The 16,923-nt window shown below is 56.0% G+C and carries 14 protein-coding genes and 1 pseudogene; 12 read left to right on the top strand and 3 right to left on the bottom strand.

Annotated features, from left to right (window positions below; all coding sequences use genetic code 11):
• The first annotated feature begins 2 nt into the window (after positions 1-2).
• The 4 genes from ACESNI_RS10230 (at position 3) to ACESNI_RS10215 (ending at position 5,311) form a co-directional block, all read left to right on the top strand.
• Complete coding sequence (locus ACESNI_RS10230; RefSeq protein WP_373086519.1) at positions 3-1,598, top strand: ABC transporter substrate-binding protein; 1,596 nt, start codon at positions 3-5, stop codon at positions 1,596-1,598.
• Between the two features lie 68 nt (positions 1,599-1,666).
• Positions 1,667-2,638 carry an ABC transporter permease gene (locus tag ACESNI_RS10225; RefSeq protein WP_373086518.1) on the top strand — a complete coding sequence of 324 codons (972 nt, stop codon included), beginning with the start codon at positions 1,667-1,669 and terminating at the stop codon, positions 2,636-2,638.
• 11 nt (positions 2,639-2,649) lie between these two features.
• Entirely contained in the window at positions 2,650-3,579 is a 930-nt protein-coding gene (locus ACESNI_RS10220) for an ABC transporter permease (RefSeq protein ID WP_373086516.1), read from the top strand.
• 10 nt (positions 3,580-3,589) lie between these two features.
• Entirely contained in the window at positions 3,590-5,311 is a 1,722-nt protein-coding gene (locus tag ACESNI_RS10215) for an ABC transporter ATP-binding protein (protein ID WP_373086514.1), read from the top strand.
• Between the two features lie 13 nt (positions 5,312-5,324).
• Here ACESNI_RS10215 and ACESNI_RS10210 read toward each other — a convergent pair whose 3' ends face one another.
• Positions 5,325-5,792 carry a GNAT family N-acetyltransferase gene (locus ACESNI_RS10210; protein WP_373086513.1) on the bottom strand — a complete coding sequence of 156 codons (468 nt, stop codon included), beginning with the start codon at positions 5,790-5,792 and terminating at the stop codon, positions 5,325-5,327.
• Positions 5,789-6,874, bottom strand: a complete 1,086-nt coding sequence (locus tag ACESNI_RS10205; RefSeq protein WP_373086512.1) for a M14 family metallopeptidase — start codon at positions 6,872-6,874, stop codon at positions 5,789-5,791. The genes ACESNI_RS10210 and ACESNI_RS10205 overlap by 4 nt, the downstream gene beginning before the upstream one ends.
• A 185-nt stretch (positions 6,875-7,059) precedes the next feature.
• Here ACESNI_RS10205 and ACESNI_RS10200 point away from each other — a divergent pair, with 185 nt between their 5' ends.
• Both ACESNI_RS10200 and ACESNI_RS10195 read left to right on the top strand, forming a co-directional pair.
• Positions 7,060-8,070 (top strand): glutathione S-transferase family protein, encoded by a 1,011-nt coding sequence (locus ACESNI_RS10200; protein ID WP_373086511.1) that lies wholly within the window; start codon positions 7,060-7,062, stop codon positions 8,068-8,070.
• Positions 8,071-8,380: 310 nt separating this feature from the next.
• Positions 8,381-9,019 (top strand): CGNR zinc finger domain-containing protein, encoded by a 639-nt coding sequence (locus ACESNI_RS10195; protein WP_373086510.1) that lies wholly within the window; start codon positions 8,381-8,383, stop codon positions 9,017-9,019.
• 2 nt (positions 9,020-9,021) lie between these two features.
• Here the strand turns inward: ACESNI_RS10195 and ACESNI_RS10190 are convergent, their stop codons facing one another.
• Entirely contained in the window at positions 9,022-10,542 is a 1,521-nt protein-coding gene (locus tag ACESNI_RS10190) for a malonyl-CoA synthase (RefSeq protein WP_373086509.1), read from the bottom strand.
• Positions 10,543-10,768: 226 nt separating this feature from the next.
• Between ACESNI_RS10190 and ACESNI_RS10185 the strand changes: the two genes are divergently transcribed.
• The 6 genes and pseudogenes from ACESNI_RS10185 (at position 10,769) to ACESNI_RS10160 (ending at position 16,687) form a co-directional block, all read left to right on the top strand.
• Entirely contained in the window at positions 10,769-12,091 is a 1,323-nt protein-coding gene (locus tag ACESNI_RS10185; protein ID WP_373086508.1) for a malonyl-CoA decarboxylase, read from the top strand.
• Between the two features lie 99 nt (positions 12,092-12,190).
• On the top strand, positions 12,191-13,111 hold the full coding sequence (locus tag ACESNI_RS10180) for an SDR family oxidoreductase (protein WP_373086507.1): 921 nt from the start codon (positions 12,191-12,193) through the stop codon (positions 13,109-13,111).
• Positions 13,112-13,125: 14 nt separating this feature from the next.
• Positions 13,126-13,983: a MaoC/PaaZ C-terminal domain-containing protein gene (locus ACESNI_RS10175; protein ID WP_373086506.1), complete on the top strand. Its 858-nt coding sequence runs from the start codon at positions 13,126-13,128 to the stop codon at positions 13,981-13,983.
• Between the two features lie 103 nt (positions 13,984-14,086).
• Entirely contained in the window at positions 14,087-14,761 is a 675-nt protein-coding gene (locus ACESNI_RS10170; protein ID WP_373086505.1) for a nitroreductase, read from the top strand.
• Positions 14,762-14,844: 83 nt separating this feature from the next.
• A pseudogene (locus tag ACESNI_RS10165) lies at positions 14,845-15,372 on the top strand (nitroreductase); the annotation flags it as partial.
• Between the two features lie 160 nt (positions 15,373-15,532).
• Entirely contained in the window at positions 15,533-16,687 is a 1,155-nt protein-coding gene (locus ACESNI_RS10160) for an acyl-CoA dehydrogenase family protein (protein WP_373086504.1), read from the top strand.
• Positions 16,688-16,923: the final 236 nt, after the last annotated feature.

The raw sequence follows: 16,923 nt of genomic DNA, 5'->3' as shown, positions 1-16,923 counted from the left end.
TTATGAAACTACGTACCGGAATATTAACCGCGGCTATGGTCGCTGCACTTGCAGTGGCATCGCCGGTCAAGGCTGAAACCTTTAAATATGCGTTTCAGGGGAACCTGAGTTCTCTCGATCCGCATTCATTGAATGAATCTTTCCTGCTGGGTACGCTCGGCAACGTGTATGAAGGCCTTGTTCTGTATGACCCGGATTTGAAAATCATTCCGGGCCTTGCTGAATCCTGGAAACTCCTGACGCCGACAACCTGGGAATTCAAGCTACGTAAGGGTGTAAAATTTCACGACGGTCAAGACTTTAACGCCGACGATGTGATTTTCTCCTGGCAGCGCGCCGGAAGCGAAGGCTCTGACCAGAAAGTCCGTAGCGGTCAGATCAAGAATATCACCAAGGTGGATGATTATACAATTGTCGTTGAAACACCGGCACCGAACCCGATTTTGGTACAGGATATGCCTTACCTGTTTATCATGGACAAGGAATGGTCCGAAGAACATAACACAACGACCTCGACGAGTGCGGCCGGTGACAATGCCGGAAACTATGCCAACCTGCACGCCAACGGCACGGGACCTTTCCGGATTGAAAGCCATCAGCCCGACGTAAAAACCGTTCTGGTGCGTAACGAGAACTACTGGAAGGACATCCCGTCCAACGTCACTGAAGTCGACTTTACCCCGATCAAGGAAGCCCCGACACGGGTTGCTGCCCTGATTTCCGGTGAGCTTGATATGGTGTATCCGGTTCCGGTGCAAGATTGGTCCCGTCTCGAAAAGGCCGACGGTGTATCCGCACTGACCGGTCCGGAAGCCCGGACAATTTTCATTGGCTTTGACCAGGGCCGGGATGAATTGCTCTATTCCAACATCAAGGGCAAGAACCCGTTCAAGGATCAGCGCGTCCGCGCCGCCTTCGTTCATGCGATCAACCTTGACGCCATCAAGGAAAAGATCATGCGCGGTGCAGCAACTCCGACCGGTCTGCTGGCAGCCCCGCAGATCAACGGTTTTGTTGAATCTTTGAATACGCCTTATGCCTACGATCCGGAAAAATCAAAAGCCCTGCTCGCAGAGGCTGGCTATCCGGACGGGTTTGAAGTCACGCTCGACTGCCCGAACAACCGCTATGTCAATGACGAGAAGATTTGTCAGGCCGTGACTTCCATGCTCGCGAAAGTCGGTGTGAAGGTTGATCTGCTGGCGCAACCGAAATCCAAGTATTTCGGCAAGGTTCTGGCAACCAGCGGCTATGACACCAGCTTCTATCTGCTGGGCTGGACGCCGGGCTCGATGGACGTGGAGAATGTTCTCTCGTCCCTGATCGTCTGTCAGGATCCGGAAAACAAGCGCGGTATGTTCAATCTTGGTAACTACTGCAACCCGAAGGTCGATGAACTGACTGCCGCAATCGGCAGCGAAACGGATCAGGTGAAACGCAACGCCATGATCAAGGAAGCCTTCACGATTGTGAAAGATGAAGTTGGTTATATGCCTATTCATCAGCAGCCGCTTTCCTGGGGCGTGAGTGATCGCGTGAAGGTCAATCAGCGTGCGGATAACGGTCTTGATTTCCGGTATGTCACCGTTAAGAAATAATACTGCATGTCGGGGCCCCTTTTAATCGTGGGGCCCCGCCTATTTTTGCACTTTGACAGTGACATAATATGATTTCTTTTATTTTTAAGCGGCTCGTGCAATCGGTTATCGTAATGCTGACGGTTGCCCTCATTGCCTTTTCCATGTTTCGCTTTGTCGGCGATCCCATCAATAACATGGTGGGGCAGGATACGAGCCAGGCCGACCGGCTCGATTTGACTGAAAGGCTGGGTTTGAATGACCCGTTTCTCGTCCAGTTCGGCCGTTTTGCGCTCAATGCGGCAGAGGGGAATTTCGGCATATCTTATAAATACCGGCAACCGGTGAGCAAGCTGATCCTCGAACGATTATCGGCGACGCTGGAGCTGTCCTTGGTATCTGCTATTCTTGCCCTTGTGATCGGTATTCCCTGCGGCGTCTATACGGCGCTTAAATCAAAGGGATTACTGTCGAAAGGTATCATGACGCTCTCGCTGATCGGGGTGTCCCTGCCGACCTTCCTGATCGGTATCCTGCTGATCCTGTTCTTTGGCGTGATGTTACGCTGGTTGCCGACCTTCGGCCGCGGCGATGTGGTTGCGCTTGGCTGGTGGACAACCGGATTCCTGACTGCGTCGGGCCTGAAATCCCTGATCCTCCCGTCGATCACGCTGGCGTTGTTCCAGATGACATTGATCATGCGGCTGGTGCGCGCCGAGATGCTGGAAGTGCTGCGCACCGATTTTGTCAAGTTCGCCCGTGCCCGTGGCCTGCCTGACCGGGTGGTTCATTTCAAGCATGCTCTCAAGAATACGCTGGTGCCGGTCATTACCATAACCGGCCTGCAACTTGGCTCCCTGATTGCCTTCGCCATCATCACCGAGAGCGTGTTCCAGTGGCCGGGGATGGGACTGCTGTTTATCCAGGCGATCGCCGATGTCGATATTCCGATTATGGCGGCCTATCTGGTCATGATCGCTTTCTTTTTTGTCATCATCAATATGGTGGTTGATATCCTCTATTATACCGTCGATCCGCGCTTGCGCGCCGATAGCGCGTGAGGGGTCAGGTCATGGAAGACATAATAGAAAAGTCACGGATGGCACGTTTTTTTGATAGTGACATCTGGTACAGCTTCCGGAAAAACCCGGTGGCTATCATTTCGGCACTTGTTACCCTGCTGATGATCTTTTCAGCGATATTCGCCCCCTGGATTGCGCCGCATGACCCGTTTGATCTTGCCAAGATCAGCATTATGGATTCGAACATACCGCCTGCCTGGAATGCCGCTGGAGATTCGAACTTTCTATTGGGCACGGATGATCAGGGACGGGGTATTCTGTCGACGATCCTTTTTGGCGCCCGCATATCGCTTCTTGTCGGTTTCTCTTCGGTTATTTTCTCAATGGTCGTTGGCATCGCCCTTGGCTTGATTAGTGGATATGTTGGCGGTCGGACGGATGCGATTATTATGCGTATTGCCGATATTCAGCTGTCGTTTCCCGCTATCCTGATTGCCTTGCTGGTCGATGGGGTTGCGCGGGGGATCGTACCGTCGGAGCTTCATGCGGATATTTCCATTTACGTCCTCATCTTCGCTATCGGAATTTCCGGCTGGGTTCAGTATGCGCGGACGGTTCGTGGCTCTACCCTGGTTGAGAAAAGCAAGGAATACGTGCAGGCGGCGCGGGTGATCGGGATCCGCCCGACAACCATCCTGAGACGCCATATACTGCCCAATGTGATGGGGCCGGTGATGGTGATTGCGACCATTCATCTTGCCATCGCCATCATCACCGAAGCGACGCTCTCCTTCCTTGGGGTCGGGGTGCCGCCGACGACTCCCTCCCTCGGAACCTTGATCCGCATCGGTAACGAGTACCTGTTTTCGGGCGACTGGTGGATCACGATTTTTCCAGGGCTGGCACTTGTCATTCTCGTGCTGGCGGTAAACCTGCTGGGCGACTGGATGCGCGATGCCCTCAATCCGAAGCTGCGCTAGGGACCCCGGTATGGATTTGCTTAATATCAATAATCTCAGGATTGAATTTCCAAGCCGCCACGGCACGGTTATTGCGGTCGATGACGTGACCCTGACGGTCCAGCCCGGTGAGGTACTCGGCGTGGTTGGCGAATCCGGGGCGGGAAAGTCAACCATCGGCAACGCGGTTATCGGCCTGCTGGAGCCGCCCGGCAAAATGACCGCAGGCCATGTCCTGCTCAAGCAGGAGCAGATCGATACCTTGGCGCCGGAGGCCAAGCGAAAAATCCGCGGGCGCCGGATCGGCATGATTTTTCAGGATCCGCTGACCTCCCTCGATCCACTGCAGACAATCGAGCAGCAACTGATCGAGACGATTGACCTGCATCTGAAGCTCGGCGAGAAGAAATCACGTGCCCGCGCAATTGATCTGCTGCATCAGGTTGGCATTCCCGATCCGGAAAACCGGATCAAGAACTATCCGCACCAGTTTTCGGGGGGGATGCGCCAACGCGTGGTCATCGCCCTCGCGCTTTGCGCCGAGCCCGAGGTGATCATTGCCGATGAGCCGACCACCGCGCTCGATGTTTCTATTCAGGCGCAGATCCTTGAGCTGATGCGCAGGCTGTGCAAGGACAAGCAGGTCGGTATGCTGATCATCACCCATGACATGGGGGTGATTGCTGAAATCACCGACCGGGTGGCGGTGATGTATCATGGCCGGTTGGTGGAAGAGGGAACGACCGCCAAAATTCTCGGTAACCCCGATCATCCCTATACACAGAGCCTGATTAGCGCCGTGCCGCGTCCCGATGTGCGGTTGAAACGCTTTCCCATGGTCGATTATATCGAGAAGGAAGGCGAGCGGAAGAAGCTGCTCGATCTATCCACTCATTGGCTTGGAAAGGTCCGCGATTTCGATACGGTAGAGGGCCCGTTACTGAGCCTTCGTAATCTCGTCATGACGTTTGTGACCAAACCTGCCTTGCTCAAGCGGAACCGGGTAACGTTCAACGCCGTCGATGATGTGTCCTTCGATATCGAGCAGGGCGAGGTTTTCGGGCTTGTCGGCGAAAGTGGTAGCGGCAAGTCGACTGTCGCCCGGATGATCTGCAGCCTCTATACCCCGGCGGCGGGCTCCGTGAATTTTGCTGGAACAGACTTGACGAAAATCAAGTCGGAAACCGAGCGGGATTACTATCGCCGTCAGATGCAGATGATTTTCCAGGATCCGTTCTCGTCCCTGAACGGGCGGATGCGGGTGATGGATATTGTCGCCGAGCCGATCCGCTTTCACAAGCTTGCCTCTTCCCGCCGTGAGGTGGAACAGATTGTCATGGATCTTCTTGATCATGTTGGTCTCGGCGCCCAGGCTGCTTTACGCTTTCCCCATGAATTCTCCGGCGGCCAGCGGCAGCGCATTTCGATTGCGCGCGCCCTTGCAACCCGCCCGCGCTTCCTGATCTGTGACGAGCCGACCTCGGCTCTCGACGTGTCCATTCAGGCGCAAATCCTCAACCTCCTGAAAGACTTACAGGAGGAGCTGGGCCTGACCATGCTGTTTATCAGCCATGATCTGCCGGTGATCCGGCAGATGTGCGACCGAGTCGGGGTGATGAAAACCGGCAAGCTGGTCGAGGTCTCGGCGACGGAGGATCTGTTCGAAAACCCGACCGCCGCCTATACCCGTGAATTGCTCGACTTGATGCCACGTCTCGACCAGCTGTCCCACGAGGGACTGGAACTGGAGTAGGGAGGACCGGGTTTCAGAGTTTCACGGTCATGAAAAAACTGTTCGGATCGTCCCGGTAATCCGCAAACGGTCCACATTCGACAAAGCCATGACGGGTATAAAGGGAGCGAGCCGGTTGAAACCCCGGCTGTGATCCCGTTTCAAGATAGAGATCCCGGTATCCGCGCCGCCGTGCCGTCGCCATGACATGCATGAGAAGGGCCGCCGCGACGCCCTTTCCGCGATGACTTGCGGTCGTATGCATGGATTTTATCTCGCCGGTTGACACCGTCAATTCTCGGAGCGCAGCGCACCCCCTTAATTCCCCATCGGCGTCAGCGCGCCAGAACGTGATATCCGGCGCCCGTAATCCGTCGAGGTTCAGGGCATGGATGCTGTCCGGCGGAGACAGGGTGCGCATGAGGGTCAGGTGAGCCGATAGCAGGGCAATGATCTCCTCCGTACGGACATCATCGCACCTGATTGTCAGCGTCTCCGTCATTTTTCCGCGTGCAGGCCTTTTATCGCCATATCGACGACAGATATGCCACGCTCCCAGATCATCTGTTTCCAGTCATCTGCATCGCCATAGAACGCATCGCGGACCTGCTTTTTGATGTCGCGACCCTGCTCGCTGTTGATATCACCCTTGATATAAAGCCAGTTATCGGCCCGGAGCGCGTTCAGAACTTCCAGAATTGGCTTCGTGCCATATTCGATGGCTGTGCAGGTGGCCTGCGCCTTCGGGGCGCTTTCGCAGATACCGATGTCGATGGTGCCGCGCACGACGGCCGAGGTGGAGGTTCCCGCCTCCGGTGAAGTCACATCATCGCCATACCAGTTTTTGGCGCGGGACAGGCCATTGGGATCACCGACATAGATCAGTTCCCCATGGCCATAGGGGCCAAGCCCTGTGTGGAAATCCATCATGGCAATATGTGTGGCATTACCCGCATGTTTTTTGACAATCGCGCGGAGCGTCTTGTTACTCCAGGCGGCCTCGACCCCACCAAAGAATAGGCCGTTGGCGCGGATATGCTGGCCGCCAGAGACGGCTTGCTGATAGGTACCGATGCCCTTTTTTTCGATATAATCCTGAATGTCCTTTTCCGCCTGCTTGAAGGCCGGGCCGTTCCAGTCATCCGGTACGAGCATATCATGCACTTCCGCATAGTCAGGATTTTCAGGAAGACCTTTGTCGTAATCGAGAAAATTACGGTTGAGATCGATATTGTCCTCATTGACCCGGCGGATATGGGAAAATCCATAAGGGTTTATGGCATGAACGAGGACAACCGCCACATCTTCCGGCAGGTTATTCAGCATGTCTTCGCGCAGCATGCCGACCTGAACCCCGGAGCCGCAAAACCCTTCGCCGCCGTGGGTGGCGGAGGAAACGAACAGGACCTTGGCTGCCTTTTCGGGGCCGATCCGCACCGCATCCATATAAAGTGATTCCCCGTCGGCACCCTTGGCCTTGTCATTGAGGTTGTTTTCAACGGAAAGTCCTTGCGCCGCGCAAGCTTCAAGAAATTTGGCCCGGGCCTCGGCATAGGTCGCGGAAAAATAGCTGGATATGGTCATGGTGGAAAGATTCCTTATGGTAGCGATTTTTTATCATTATTCGGTTATTTCATATCAGCATTGGGCAGGGACAGATCGAGCTTTTTCGGCCCGGGACGGAAAAGCATTTGCACCTGTTGCGGCCGACATTCTATGCTATTGCGAATGCGGATAAAATGCATCCAAAAAAAGCACGGGAGACGAAAATGGATGAGGCCCCCTATATAATCTTTGGTTCTGAATATTCGCCCTTTTCTGTCAAGCTACGCTCTTATTTCCGCTATAAGGACATTCCTCACGAATGGCGGCCGCGGACGCTGGATAATCAGGAAGAATTCAAGGCTCTGGCGAAGCTGCCGCTGATCCCGTTGGTGCAGGGGCCGGACAACGAGGTAATGCAGGATTCAACGCCGATAATCGAGCGCATGGAAGCGCGTTTCCCGGACCGCCCGATCCAGCCGCCATCATCGATGCTTGCCTATCTGTCTAGCCTGCTGGAAGACTACGCCGATGAATGGGTCAACAAGCCGATGTTCCATTACCGTTGGTGGCGGGATGAGGACCAGATTGCGGTCAGCGATGGGCTGGCGCGTGCGGTCATGCCCAACGGGGAGCGGGCGGCGCAGGACGCTCTCGCCACCCAGTTGCGTGCCCGTATGGTCCCGCGGCTGAGTTTCGTCGGCTCTCATGAGGGCACGAAGGATATTATCGAAGCATCGTTTATGGAGCTGATCGCGCTTCTTGAAACCCATTTGGCGGGGCGGGCCTATCTGTTCGGCGGGCAGCCGTCGCTCGCGGATTTTGGTCTTTTCGGGCAGATTTATTGTTGCCTGCAACAGCCGACGACGGAAAAAATCCTGCGCGAGGCGCATCCGCGCCTGATCGACTGGATCGACCTTATGCTGTCCCCGGAGCGCAAAGGCGACTGGGAAAGCTGGGATATGCTGGCGCCGACGCTGGAACCCGTTCTCAAAAACCAGGTGGGGGCAATTTATCTGCCCTGGAGTGCGGCGAACGCCAAGGCGGTGACGGAGGATGCCGGGGACTTTACCGCCCTGATCAAGGGTGCGAAATTCAGCCAGCAGACCGTGAAATACTCAGCAAAGGCGCTGCAGACCCTCAAAACCAGACTTGCGACCCTTGAGGAGCGGGGCGATCTTGATGATATTTTGCTCAAGACGGGCTGCCTGCAACCTTTGGTATCAGAAAGTTGGTAGTCCGGCGGCAGGGCGATCATAATTTTGCCTTAATCGAAAGGCACCATTAAAATCAGTTTAATCAGGGACTTTCAGCGGCTGCACGGGCGTGAGGCTTGTGCGGGTACTGATATATATTTGTCTTTTTAAAAATTAATAAAAACTAGACATAATAATATGTTATAGGATATTTCTATGAAAGAAGAAGAGCGATAATTTCTGACAAATAGATTTATTTCTATGTTTTAAACTGGTATGTCGGTGAATATTGGTGTAGGGTCGCGTCAATTGTATCGTAACCTGTAATATAAAGATTAAACGGAGTGATCGCGTGGCCAGGATAGGGGCGCTTGTAAAAGCTGGAGTTGTAAATACCGAAGGGTATTATACCCTTGGGGGTCGACTGGCCCTTGATTTTGCCAATAGCCGCGAGCGGATCGGACGGGAGTTGGACGGTCTCGCAAGTTTTGAGGATCTTCTCACCTTTTTAAAATCCCATAAACTATTGCATGAGGATGAGGCATCGGAGCTGCATATGTTCCTTTTCCAGAACCCGACGCGCTGCCAGCAGGTGGTCGAGACCATTCTTAATTTACGCGCCGGTTTTTGTCAGGTGCTGACAGATCTCGCAGCCGGCTGGCCGGTCAACCCTGATTTTCTTGAGGAGATAAATAGCCGCCTTGAGGGCTTTAAAAGCTATCTTCGGCTTGAGCCCACGGATAGTGGTGGGATGGAGCTAAAAACTATCATTGACGAGGATGGCCCGGAAAAGCTGGTTTTCCCGATCCTGCGTGACATTGCCGATTTTCTGGGCTCGGATCACGTCGAGAAAACGAAAACCTGCGCCAGTGACGATTGCAACCTCTATTTCATCAACCTGTCCCGTAACGGCCGTCGCCGCTGGTGCTCGATGGCCACCTGTGGCAATCGCGCCAAGGTCAATGCCTATCTAAAACGTCAGGACGCCTGAGGTCAGGCATCGGCGAGGGCGCGGTCCCGCAGCAATTTCTTCTGCACTTTTCCCATGGTGTTACGCGGCAAATCCTCGACGATATAGACCTGTTTCGGCACCTTGAAATTGGCGAGTTTTTCCTTGATATAGGCGGTGACGGTCTCGGCCGTCAGGGTCGCCCCGGCGTCATCGTCGGCGGCAACGACAAAGGCAACCACCGCCTCACCGAAATCCGGGTCCGGACGGCCGACGACGGCGCTTTCTGCGACCCCCGGCATGTCATCGATGAAGCTTTCAATCTCCTTCGGATAGACGTTATAGCCGCCGGAAATAATCAGGTCTTTCGCCCGCCCGACGATGCGGTAATATCCATCCTCGCCCTTTTGCGTCATGTCACCGGTGATAAAGTAACCGTCGGGGCGAAATTCCGCCGCCGTCTTTTCCGGCATCTGCCAGTAGCCCTTGAAGACGTTCGGGCCTTTGATCTCAAGGATACCGATTTCCCCGTCGGCGAGAATCCGGCCGTCCTCATCCGCAATCCGCACGTCATTGTCGAGCGGGAAGCCAACGGTTCCTGCCTTGCGCTCGCCGTCATAGGGGTTTGTGGTGATCATGCCCGCTTCGGTCATGCCGTAGCGCTCCAGAATGACATGGCCCGTGCGCGCCGAAAAGGCGTTGAACGTCTCCTCCAGCAGTGGGGCCGAGCCGGCGGTGAACAGGCGCATGGTGCGGCAGGCGTCTTTCGTGAGCGTCGCTTCCGCCAGCAGCCGCACATAAAAGGTCGGAACCCCCATGAAAACGGTCGCCTTGGGCAGGTTTTCAATCACGGCTTTTGCGTCGAAGCGGGTCAGAAAAATGACCTTGTTAGCATTGAGGAAGGCGCAATGCAGCGCCACGAACAGGCCATGGACATGAAAAATCGGCAACGCGTGCAGCAGCACGTCGTCCGCCTCGAAATGCCAGGCGCGATGCAGGGACAACGCGTTAGAGGCAAGATTGTTATGGGTCAGCATCGCCCCCTTGGAGCGCCCGGTGGTGCCGGAGGTGTAAAGGATCGCCGCAAGGTCGTCACCGGTGCGGACGACGGTATCAAAATGGCCTGGGAAGCTGACCGCGCCAGTCATCAGGCTGCCTTTCCCGGCCTCATCGAGAGTGAGAACCTCCTTCACCCCCGCAGTCGCGGCAATATCGCGGATGCTCTCCAGTGAGGCGGGGTCGCAGACAACGAGGGCGGGGGAGGCGTCGGTCAGAAAATACTCGATCTCCGCTGCCTTGTAGGCGGTATTGAGTGGCAGGTAAACCAGGCCTGCGCGCAGGCAGCCAAGATAGAGGATCACCGCCTCCACCGACTTGCCAACCTGTACGGCAACACGGTCGCCGGGCAGGGCCCCCTGCTGGAGCAGGAAATAGGCAATCCGCGCCGACGCCGCATGAACATCGGCGTAGCTGTAGCGGGCGATATCGGGACCCTCGAATGCCGTTTGCGTCATATCGTCGGGAAAACGGCTTTCAAACAGGCTGTAGAGATTCTTATCAGGCACGGATCAACTTTCATTTTGGGCAAGACAGCCCAATGGATGTAGTAAAAATCGTGCATCGGCGCAAGATTTTGTTGTGAGACGGCCCGTTGGACGCCTTCCGGAAATTTTACACAATTTACTTTAATCTGTCTTCAAATTGACCAATTTCTGTTTATGATAGGACAGTACTGAAAATATTCATTGAACGTTTCTTCTCACCTTAGCTTTACTCCCGATTGAGATTTTAATGGCCCCGACATTTGTTTCCCAGATATTCAATTCGATTGCCGACGCCGGACGCGACCTGCTCGACATCCGGGGTGGCAAGGCACGGAACCACAGCATTATCGGCCTTTGCCGTGATCTGTTGACGCAGAAAGGCGAAGCCTCGGGCATCGCGCTTGCGCGCGAGGTTGTCGAGGTCTGGCGCGCCCTGCCGGAGGCAGATCGGCTTGGGTTTTTCGAGTTCCTGAACGCGGAAATGGCCCCGGACCAGAAACGCATCGAGGAGGCCGTCGCCGCCTATCATACGGACGCCACACCTGAGAATTACGAACGCCTCACGAAGGCGATTGAGGCACCGCGCCAGGAACTGATGCGGCGGATTAATTTTGCGCCCGGCGGCACGGAAACCATCGTTGACATGCGTAAATTTCTGGTTGGGACGTTGCGCGCACATCCGGAACTGAAAGCCGTCGATAATGATTTGCGGCATCTGCTGACCTCCTGGTTTAACCGCGGCTTCCTCGCCTTGCGGCGGATTGACTGGCGCACCCCGGCGGTCATCCTCGAAAAACTGATCGAGTATGAGGCGGTCCATGCGATTGCCGGCTGGGAGGACTTACGCCGCCGTCTCGATCAGGACCGGCGCTGCTTTGCATTTTTTCACCCCGCGCTACCCGACGAGCCGCTGATCTTTGTCGAGGTCGCCCTGGTCAAGGGCCTCTCCGGTGCCGTGCAGCCGCTGCTGTCGCCGGAGACGGAGCGGGATGACCCGACCAAGGTCGATACGGCGATTTTTTATTCCATCAGCAATTGCCAGGACGGCCTGAAAGGTATTTCCTTCGGAAACTTCCTGATCAAGCAGGTGGTTGCTGAACTGTCGGCCGAGCTTCCCAACCTCAAGCATTTTGCCACCCTGTCGCCGGTTCCGGGGTTTCGCAAATGGCTGGCGGGCACCTCGGGCAAGGTCGGTCGTGTCTCCGCGACGAAATGCACCCGGGTCAAGGAAACGCTGGAGGAGCCGGGCTGGCAGGACGATACGAAGAACGTTGACGAAATCCGCGAGCCGCTTGAACAGCTGGTCGCCCATTATCTCGTCAATGAAAAATCCCGCGGTCGCCCGATCGACCCGGTCTCCCGGTTCCACCTTGGCAACGGTGCCCGGCTGGAGCGGATCAATTGGCTGGGCGACAACTCCGCCAACGGCATGGCCCAGTCGGGGGGCGTGCTGGTGAACTACTATTATGACCTTCGCGATATCGAGCGAAACCATGAAGCCTATATCAACGAGAAGAAGGTTGTTACGTCCTCGGCAATCCAGTCGCTGGCGAAATTGGCGAAAAAATAACCACGTCATGAAAAAATTTCTATCGACGGAGCGGGGGCATTGCTTATAATTGCCCTCAACAATAGGTAGATCCATTAATAATTAAGAAAAGGAAAGAACATGTCGGATCAGAAAATGCTCGCAGGTAAAGTCGTTGTTGTCACCGGGGCCGGGCGCGGAATTGGCCGGGGAATTGCCATAATGTGCGCCGCCCAGGGCGCCAAGGTTGTGGTCAATGATCTCGGCGGTTCAGAGCAGGGCGACGGCGCCGACCAGATTCCCGCGCTTGAGGTGGTCAAGACCATCACTGACGCTGGCGGCGAGGCTGTCGCTAATTTCGGCAATGTCGCCAGCTCCGATGATGCCGGCGCGATGATCGAGACCGCCCGTAGCGAATTCGGCAGCATCGACTGCATCGTCAATAACGCTGGTATCCTGCGCGACGTTATCTTCCATAAAATGAGCGAGGAACAGTTTGATGCGGTCATCGCTGTTCACCTGAAGGGCAGCTTTAATGTCAGCCGCGCCGCCGCGCCGTATTTCCGCGAGCAGCAGAGCGGCTCTTTCGTTCACATGACCTCAACCTCCGGCCTTATCGGCAACTTCGGTCAGGCCAACTATGCCGCCGCCAAGCTGGGCATTGCCGGGCTATCACGTTCCATCGCGCTTGATATGTCGCGCTTTAATGTGCGCTCCAATTGCATCTCGCCGTTTGCCTGGTCGCGCCTTATTGGCACCATTCCTCAAGGCACGGACGCCGAGCGGGAGCGCGTCGCCAAGATCCAGCAGATGACGCCGGAGAAAATTGCCCCGCTCGCTGTTTATCTTCTGTCAGAGCAGGCCGCCAAAATCACCGGCCAGATTTTTGTTGTCCGTAATAACGAGATTTGCCTGATGAGCCAGCCGCGCCCGATCCGCAACCTGCAGGCTTCCGAAGGCTGGACGCCGGAAAGCGTTGCTGCGCGCTTCGGCCCGGCTGTTGAATCCTCCCTCGTGCCGCTGGAACGCTCCGGTGATGTTTTCTGCTGGGATCCGGTATAAGGAGGGCGGCGGACATGACCATTGATTATGACAAGTTGATCAACTGGAAATTCGAGGATATTGAGCAAACCTATACGTTCAAGGATACGATTCTATATGCGCTCGGGGTCGGGGTTTCCATGGACCCGCTCGATATGGACCAGCTCCGCTTCACCTATGAGGAGGAGTTGCAGGCCCTGCCGACGATGGCAGTGGTTCTCGCCTATCCCGGCTTTTTTCTCAAAGATCCGGAGTTCGGCATCGACTGGGTGAAAGTCCTGCATGGGGAGCAGGGGATTGAGATCCACAAGCCACTTCCCGCCGAAGGCACCGTCATCGGCACCACAAAGATCACCGAGATCATTGACAAGGGCGAGGGCAAGGGCGCGCTGATGTATTCCACGCGCGAGGTCCGGGAAAAAACGAGCGGCGATCTGCTCGCGACCCTCACCTCGACAACCTTCTGTCGCGGCGATGGTGGCTTCGGCGGACCGGCCGTCTCGGCACCAAAACCGCACGAGCTTCCCGACCGGAAGGCCGATGCGGTCGTTGAATTGCCGACGCTGGATCAGGCGGCGCTCATCTATCGGCTGAGCGGGGATTTCAATCCGCTCCATGCCGATCCGCGCGTCGCCACAAGCGCCGGTTTCAAGGCGCCGATCCTGCATGGCCTCTGCTCTCTTGGCGTTGCCGGACATGCGATCCTCAAGCAGGCCTGTGGCTATAATCCGTCAAAACTTAAATCACTGGGCCTGCGGTTCTCTGCGCCAGTCTATCCCGGCGAAACGATCGTCACCGAAATATGGCAAGACGGAAACAGGGCTTCTTTCCGCTGTAAGGTGAAAGAGCGGGATCTGGTGGTCCTGAATAATGGATATGCCGAAATCGGCTGACGCGACCAATTTAAATTATGAAGCGGCAGGATTTAGGTGAATTCTGCCGCTTCTTCTTTCAGCCGCGGTGCACACCGACTGGCTCAACAAAGGAAAAATACCGATGGATGTTGAAGAAGCAATCCGTTCCCGTCGATCAATCCGTGCCTTTACGGATCAGCCTGTCGATCGGTCCAAAATCGAGAAGGTTCTGGAAATTTCACAGCGCGCGCCGAGCGGTACGAACACCCAGCCCTGGCATACCTATATCTGCACCGGTGACGTGCGTGATGCCATCTCCCGCGATGTACAGGAACTAGTGGGCCGCGGCGATGCCCGGAAATATGAGGATTATGATTATTACCCTCCCGTCTGGAATGACATCCATCGCGACCGACGGCGCGGGGTTGGCTGGAGCCTTTACGGCCTGCTGGGAATTGAAAAAGGCGACAGGGAAGGCGCGGCACGCCAGTCGAAGCGAAATTTCAAATTTTTCGATGCGCCTGTTGGGCTGTTTTTTACGGTGGACGCCTATCTTGGACGAGGAAGCTGGTTTGACGCTGGCCTTTACATGCAGACGGTGATGCTGGCGGCCCGCGGGGAAGGCCTGCATACCTGTCCTCAGGCGGCCTGGATTTCCTTTCAGGAACCGATTTTCCGTCACCTGAATATCCCGGACGATCAGGTGCTGGTCTCTGGCATGGCTATGGGATATGAAAAGACGGACGCCATAGAAAATACATTGGTGAGCGAGCGCGAGGATGTGGCGAATGTCACTCATTATGTTGGCTTTGATTAAGGTTTGAGCCTTGAATTCCCGTTTTTCTCTCTTTCAGGCATCTCACAGAAAGCGGGTCAGGCAATCATGGCAGGAGCCCTATTATGAAAGTTTCAGAAGCGATTAACTCGCGGATAACTGTTCGGCAGTTTCTGGGCACGCCGGTGCCAGAGGAGACCGTCCGGGCGATACTCGAAACTGCGAAGCGGGCGCCCTCAGGTGGCAACCTCCAGCCCTGGAACGTCCATGTGATGACAGGCGTGCCGCTTCAGGCGCTGATCGACGATGTTAGTGCCAAGCGGCAGAACGGCGTCGTCGAGACCCCGGAATATAAAGTCTATCCGCCGGAACTCGTCGATCCCTACAGGACCCGGCGGCGGGTTGTCGGGCAGGCGCTCTATGAACTGATAGGCGTTGCACGGGGGGACTTGCCCGGCAAGCTCAAGCAGCTGTCGCGTAATTACCGGTTTTTTGATGCGCCAATCGGCCTCTTTTTCATCCTCCACCGGCAAATGGAAATCGGGCAATATGCCGATGTCGGTATGTTCATGCAGAATATCATGCTGCTGGCGCGCGAATATGGCCTGCATACCTGCCCGCAGGAGGCCTGGGCTCAATGGCCGGAAACCACCCGCGAGCATCTCGGGCTCGCCGATCATGAAATGCTGTTTTGCGGCATGGCGCTTGGCTATATGGATGAAGAGGCGGTTATCAACGACCTCCGGACCGAGCGGGAAGATTTCGAGAATTTTGTAACCCTGCATGGCTTCGGATCACGAAATGGGAAATGCTATGGACGAAGATATCATCGAGCCGATCCGGCAGACCGTACGCCAACTCTGCACCCGGTTTCCGGGGGCCTACTGGCGGCAGAAGGATCGCGAGCGCGCGTACCCCACGGAATTTGTCGAGGCCCTGACCAAAGCGGGGCTGCTGTCGTCGCTGATCCCGGAGGAATATGGCGGGGCGGGGCTGCCGCTCAGTGTCGCCTCGGCAATCTTAGAGGAAATTCACCGCAACGGCTGCAACGGCGCCGCCTGTCACGCCCAGATGTATACCATGGGCACCCTGCTGCGCCATGGCTCGGAGGAGCAGCGGCAGACCTATCTTCCCGGGATCGCGAGCGGGGAGTTGCGGCTTCAGGCTTTTGGCGTGACCGAGCCGACCGCGGGCACGGATACCACCAGCATTTCGACCACCGCGGTACGCGACGGCGATGAGTATGTCGTCAATGGCCAGAAGGTCTGGACGAGCCGCGCCGAATATTCCGACTTGATGATCCTGCTCGCCCGGACAACGGCGAAGGACAAGGTCGCCAAACGCGCCGACGGCCTCTCCGTTTTTGTCGTGGATATGCGCGAGGTGGTCGGCAACGGTATGACCATTCGCCCAATCCGCACCATGATCAACCATGCAACCACGGAAGTCTTTTTTGACAATATGCGCATTCCGGCCTCGGCGTTGATCGGCGAGGAGGGGAAGGGCTTTCGCTATATCCTGACCGGCATGAATGCGGAGCGAATTCTTATCGCCTCCGAATGTATAGGCGATGCGGGCTGGTTTATCGAGACCGCCTCCAACTATGCCCGCGAGCGGTCGGTCTTCGGCCGCCCCATCGGCCAGAATCAGGGCGTACAGTTTCCCATTGCCCGCGCCTATGCGGACACGAAGGCGGCGCATCTGATGGTGAACGAGGCCTGCCGGCTTTACGATGCCGGGGAGCCCTGCGGCGCCGAGGCCAATATGTCAAAAATGCTGGCCTCGGAGGCGTCCTGGGCGGCGGGGGAGGCCTGCCTACAGACCCATGGCGGATTTGGTTTCGCCGAGGAATATGATGTCGAGCGCAAATTCCGCGAAACCCGTCTTTACCAGATCGCGCCGATCTCGACCAACTTGATCCTCTCCTATATCGCCGAGCATGAACTCGGCCTGCCGCGCTCCTACTAGTGATTCAAGGGGGAGGCCGAAACCTCCGGCAGCAATCCGGCGGGCAAGATAAATGCCCCGGAATGGGAGCTTTCTGTGGAGGCGCAGGGGGGATGGAACACCAGATATTGAGAATGTTGTAGAAACATCAAATTAGTCGTTGACGTTGTTGTATGATGGTCCTATAACGCGGCTCTTGCTGACGGGGCGGGCGGAAAGTCCGGGTTAAATTTTGACCTGGGATGGATGTTTGTCCG

The sequence above is a fragment of the Sneathiella sp. genome (assembly GCF_041689005.1).
In the GTDB taxonomy this organism is placed as follows: domain Bacteria; phylum Pseudomonadota; class Alphaproteobacteria; order Sneathiellales; family Sneathiellaceae; genus Sneathiella.
This window is presented reverse-complemented; position numbering and strand designations above follow the sequence as displayed.

Bases quoted from the DNA above. Each gene is read 5' to 3' on its own strand.
- ACESNI_RS10230 (WP_373086519.1), top strand. From the start codon at position 3: ATGAAACTACGTACCGGAATATTAACCGCGGCTATGGTCGCTGCACTT.
- ACESNI_RS10225 (WP_373086518.1), top strand. From the start codon at position 1,667: ATGATTTCTTTTATTTTTAAGCGGCTCGTGCAATCGGTTATCGTAATG.
- ACESNI_RS10220 (WP_373086516.1), top strand. From the start codon at position 2,650: ATGGAAGACATAATAGAAAAGTCACGGATGGCACGTTTTTTTGATAGT.
- ACESNI_RS10215 (WP_373086514.1), top strand. From the start codon at position 3,590: ATGGATTTGCTTAATATCAATAATCTCAGGATTGAATTTCCAAGCCGC.
- ACESNI_RS10210 (WP_373086513.1), bottom strand. From the start codon at position 5,792: ATGACGGAGACGCTGACAATCAGGTGCGATGATGTCCGTACGGAGGAG.
- ACESNI_RS10205 (WP_373086512.1), bottom strand. From the start codon at position 6,874: ATGACCATATCCAGCTATTTTTCCGCGACCTATGCCGAGGCCCGGGCC.
- ACESNI_RS10200 (WP_373086511.1), top strand. From the start codon at position 7,060: ATGGATGAGGCCCCCTATATAATCTTTGGTTCTGAATATTCGCCCTTT.
- ACESNI_RS10185 (WP_373086508.1), top strand. From the start codon at position 10,769: ATGGCCCCGACATTTGTTTCCCAGATATTCAATTCGATTGCCGACGCC.
- ACESNI_RS10180 (WP_373086507.1), top strand. From the start codon at position 12,191: ATGTCGGATCAGAAAATGCTCGCAGGTAAAGTCGTTGTTGTCACCGGG.
- ACESNI_RS10175 (WP_373086506.1), top strand. From the start codon at position 13,126: ATGACCATTGATTATGACAAGTTGATCAACTGGAAATTCGAGGATATT.
- ACESNI_RS10170 (WP_373086505.1), top strand. From the start codon at position 14,087: ATGGATGTTGAAGAAGCAATCCGTTCCCGTCGATCAATCCGTGCCTTT.
- ACESNI_RS10160 (WP_373086504.1), top strand. From the start codon at position 15,533: ATGGACGAAGATATCATCGAGCCGATCCGGCAGACCGTACGCCAACTC.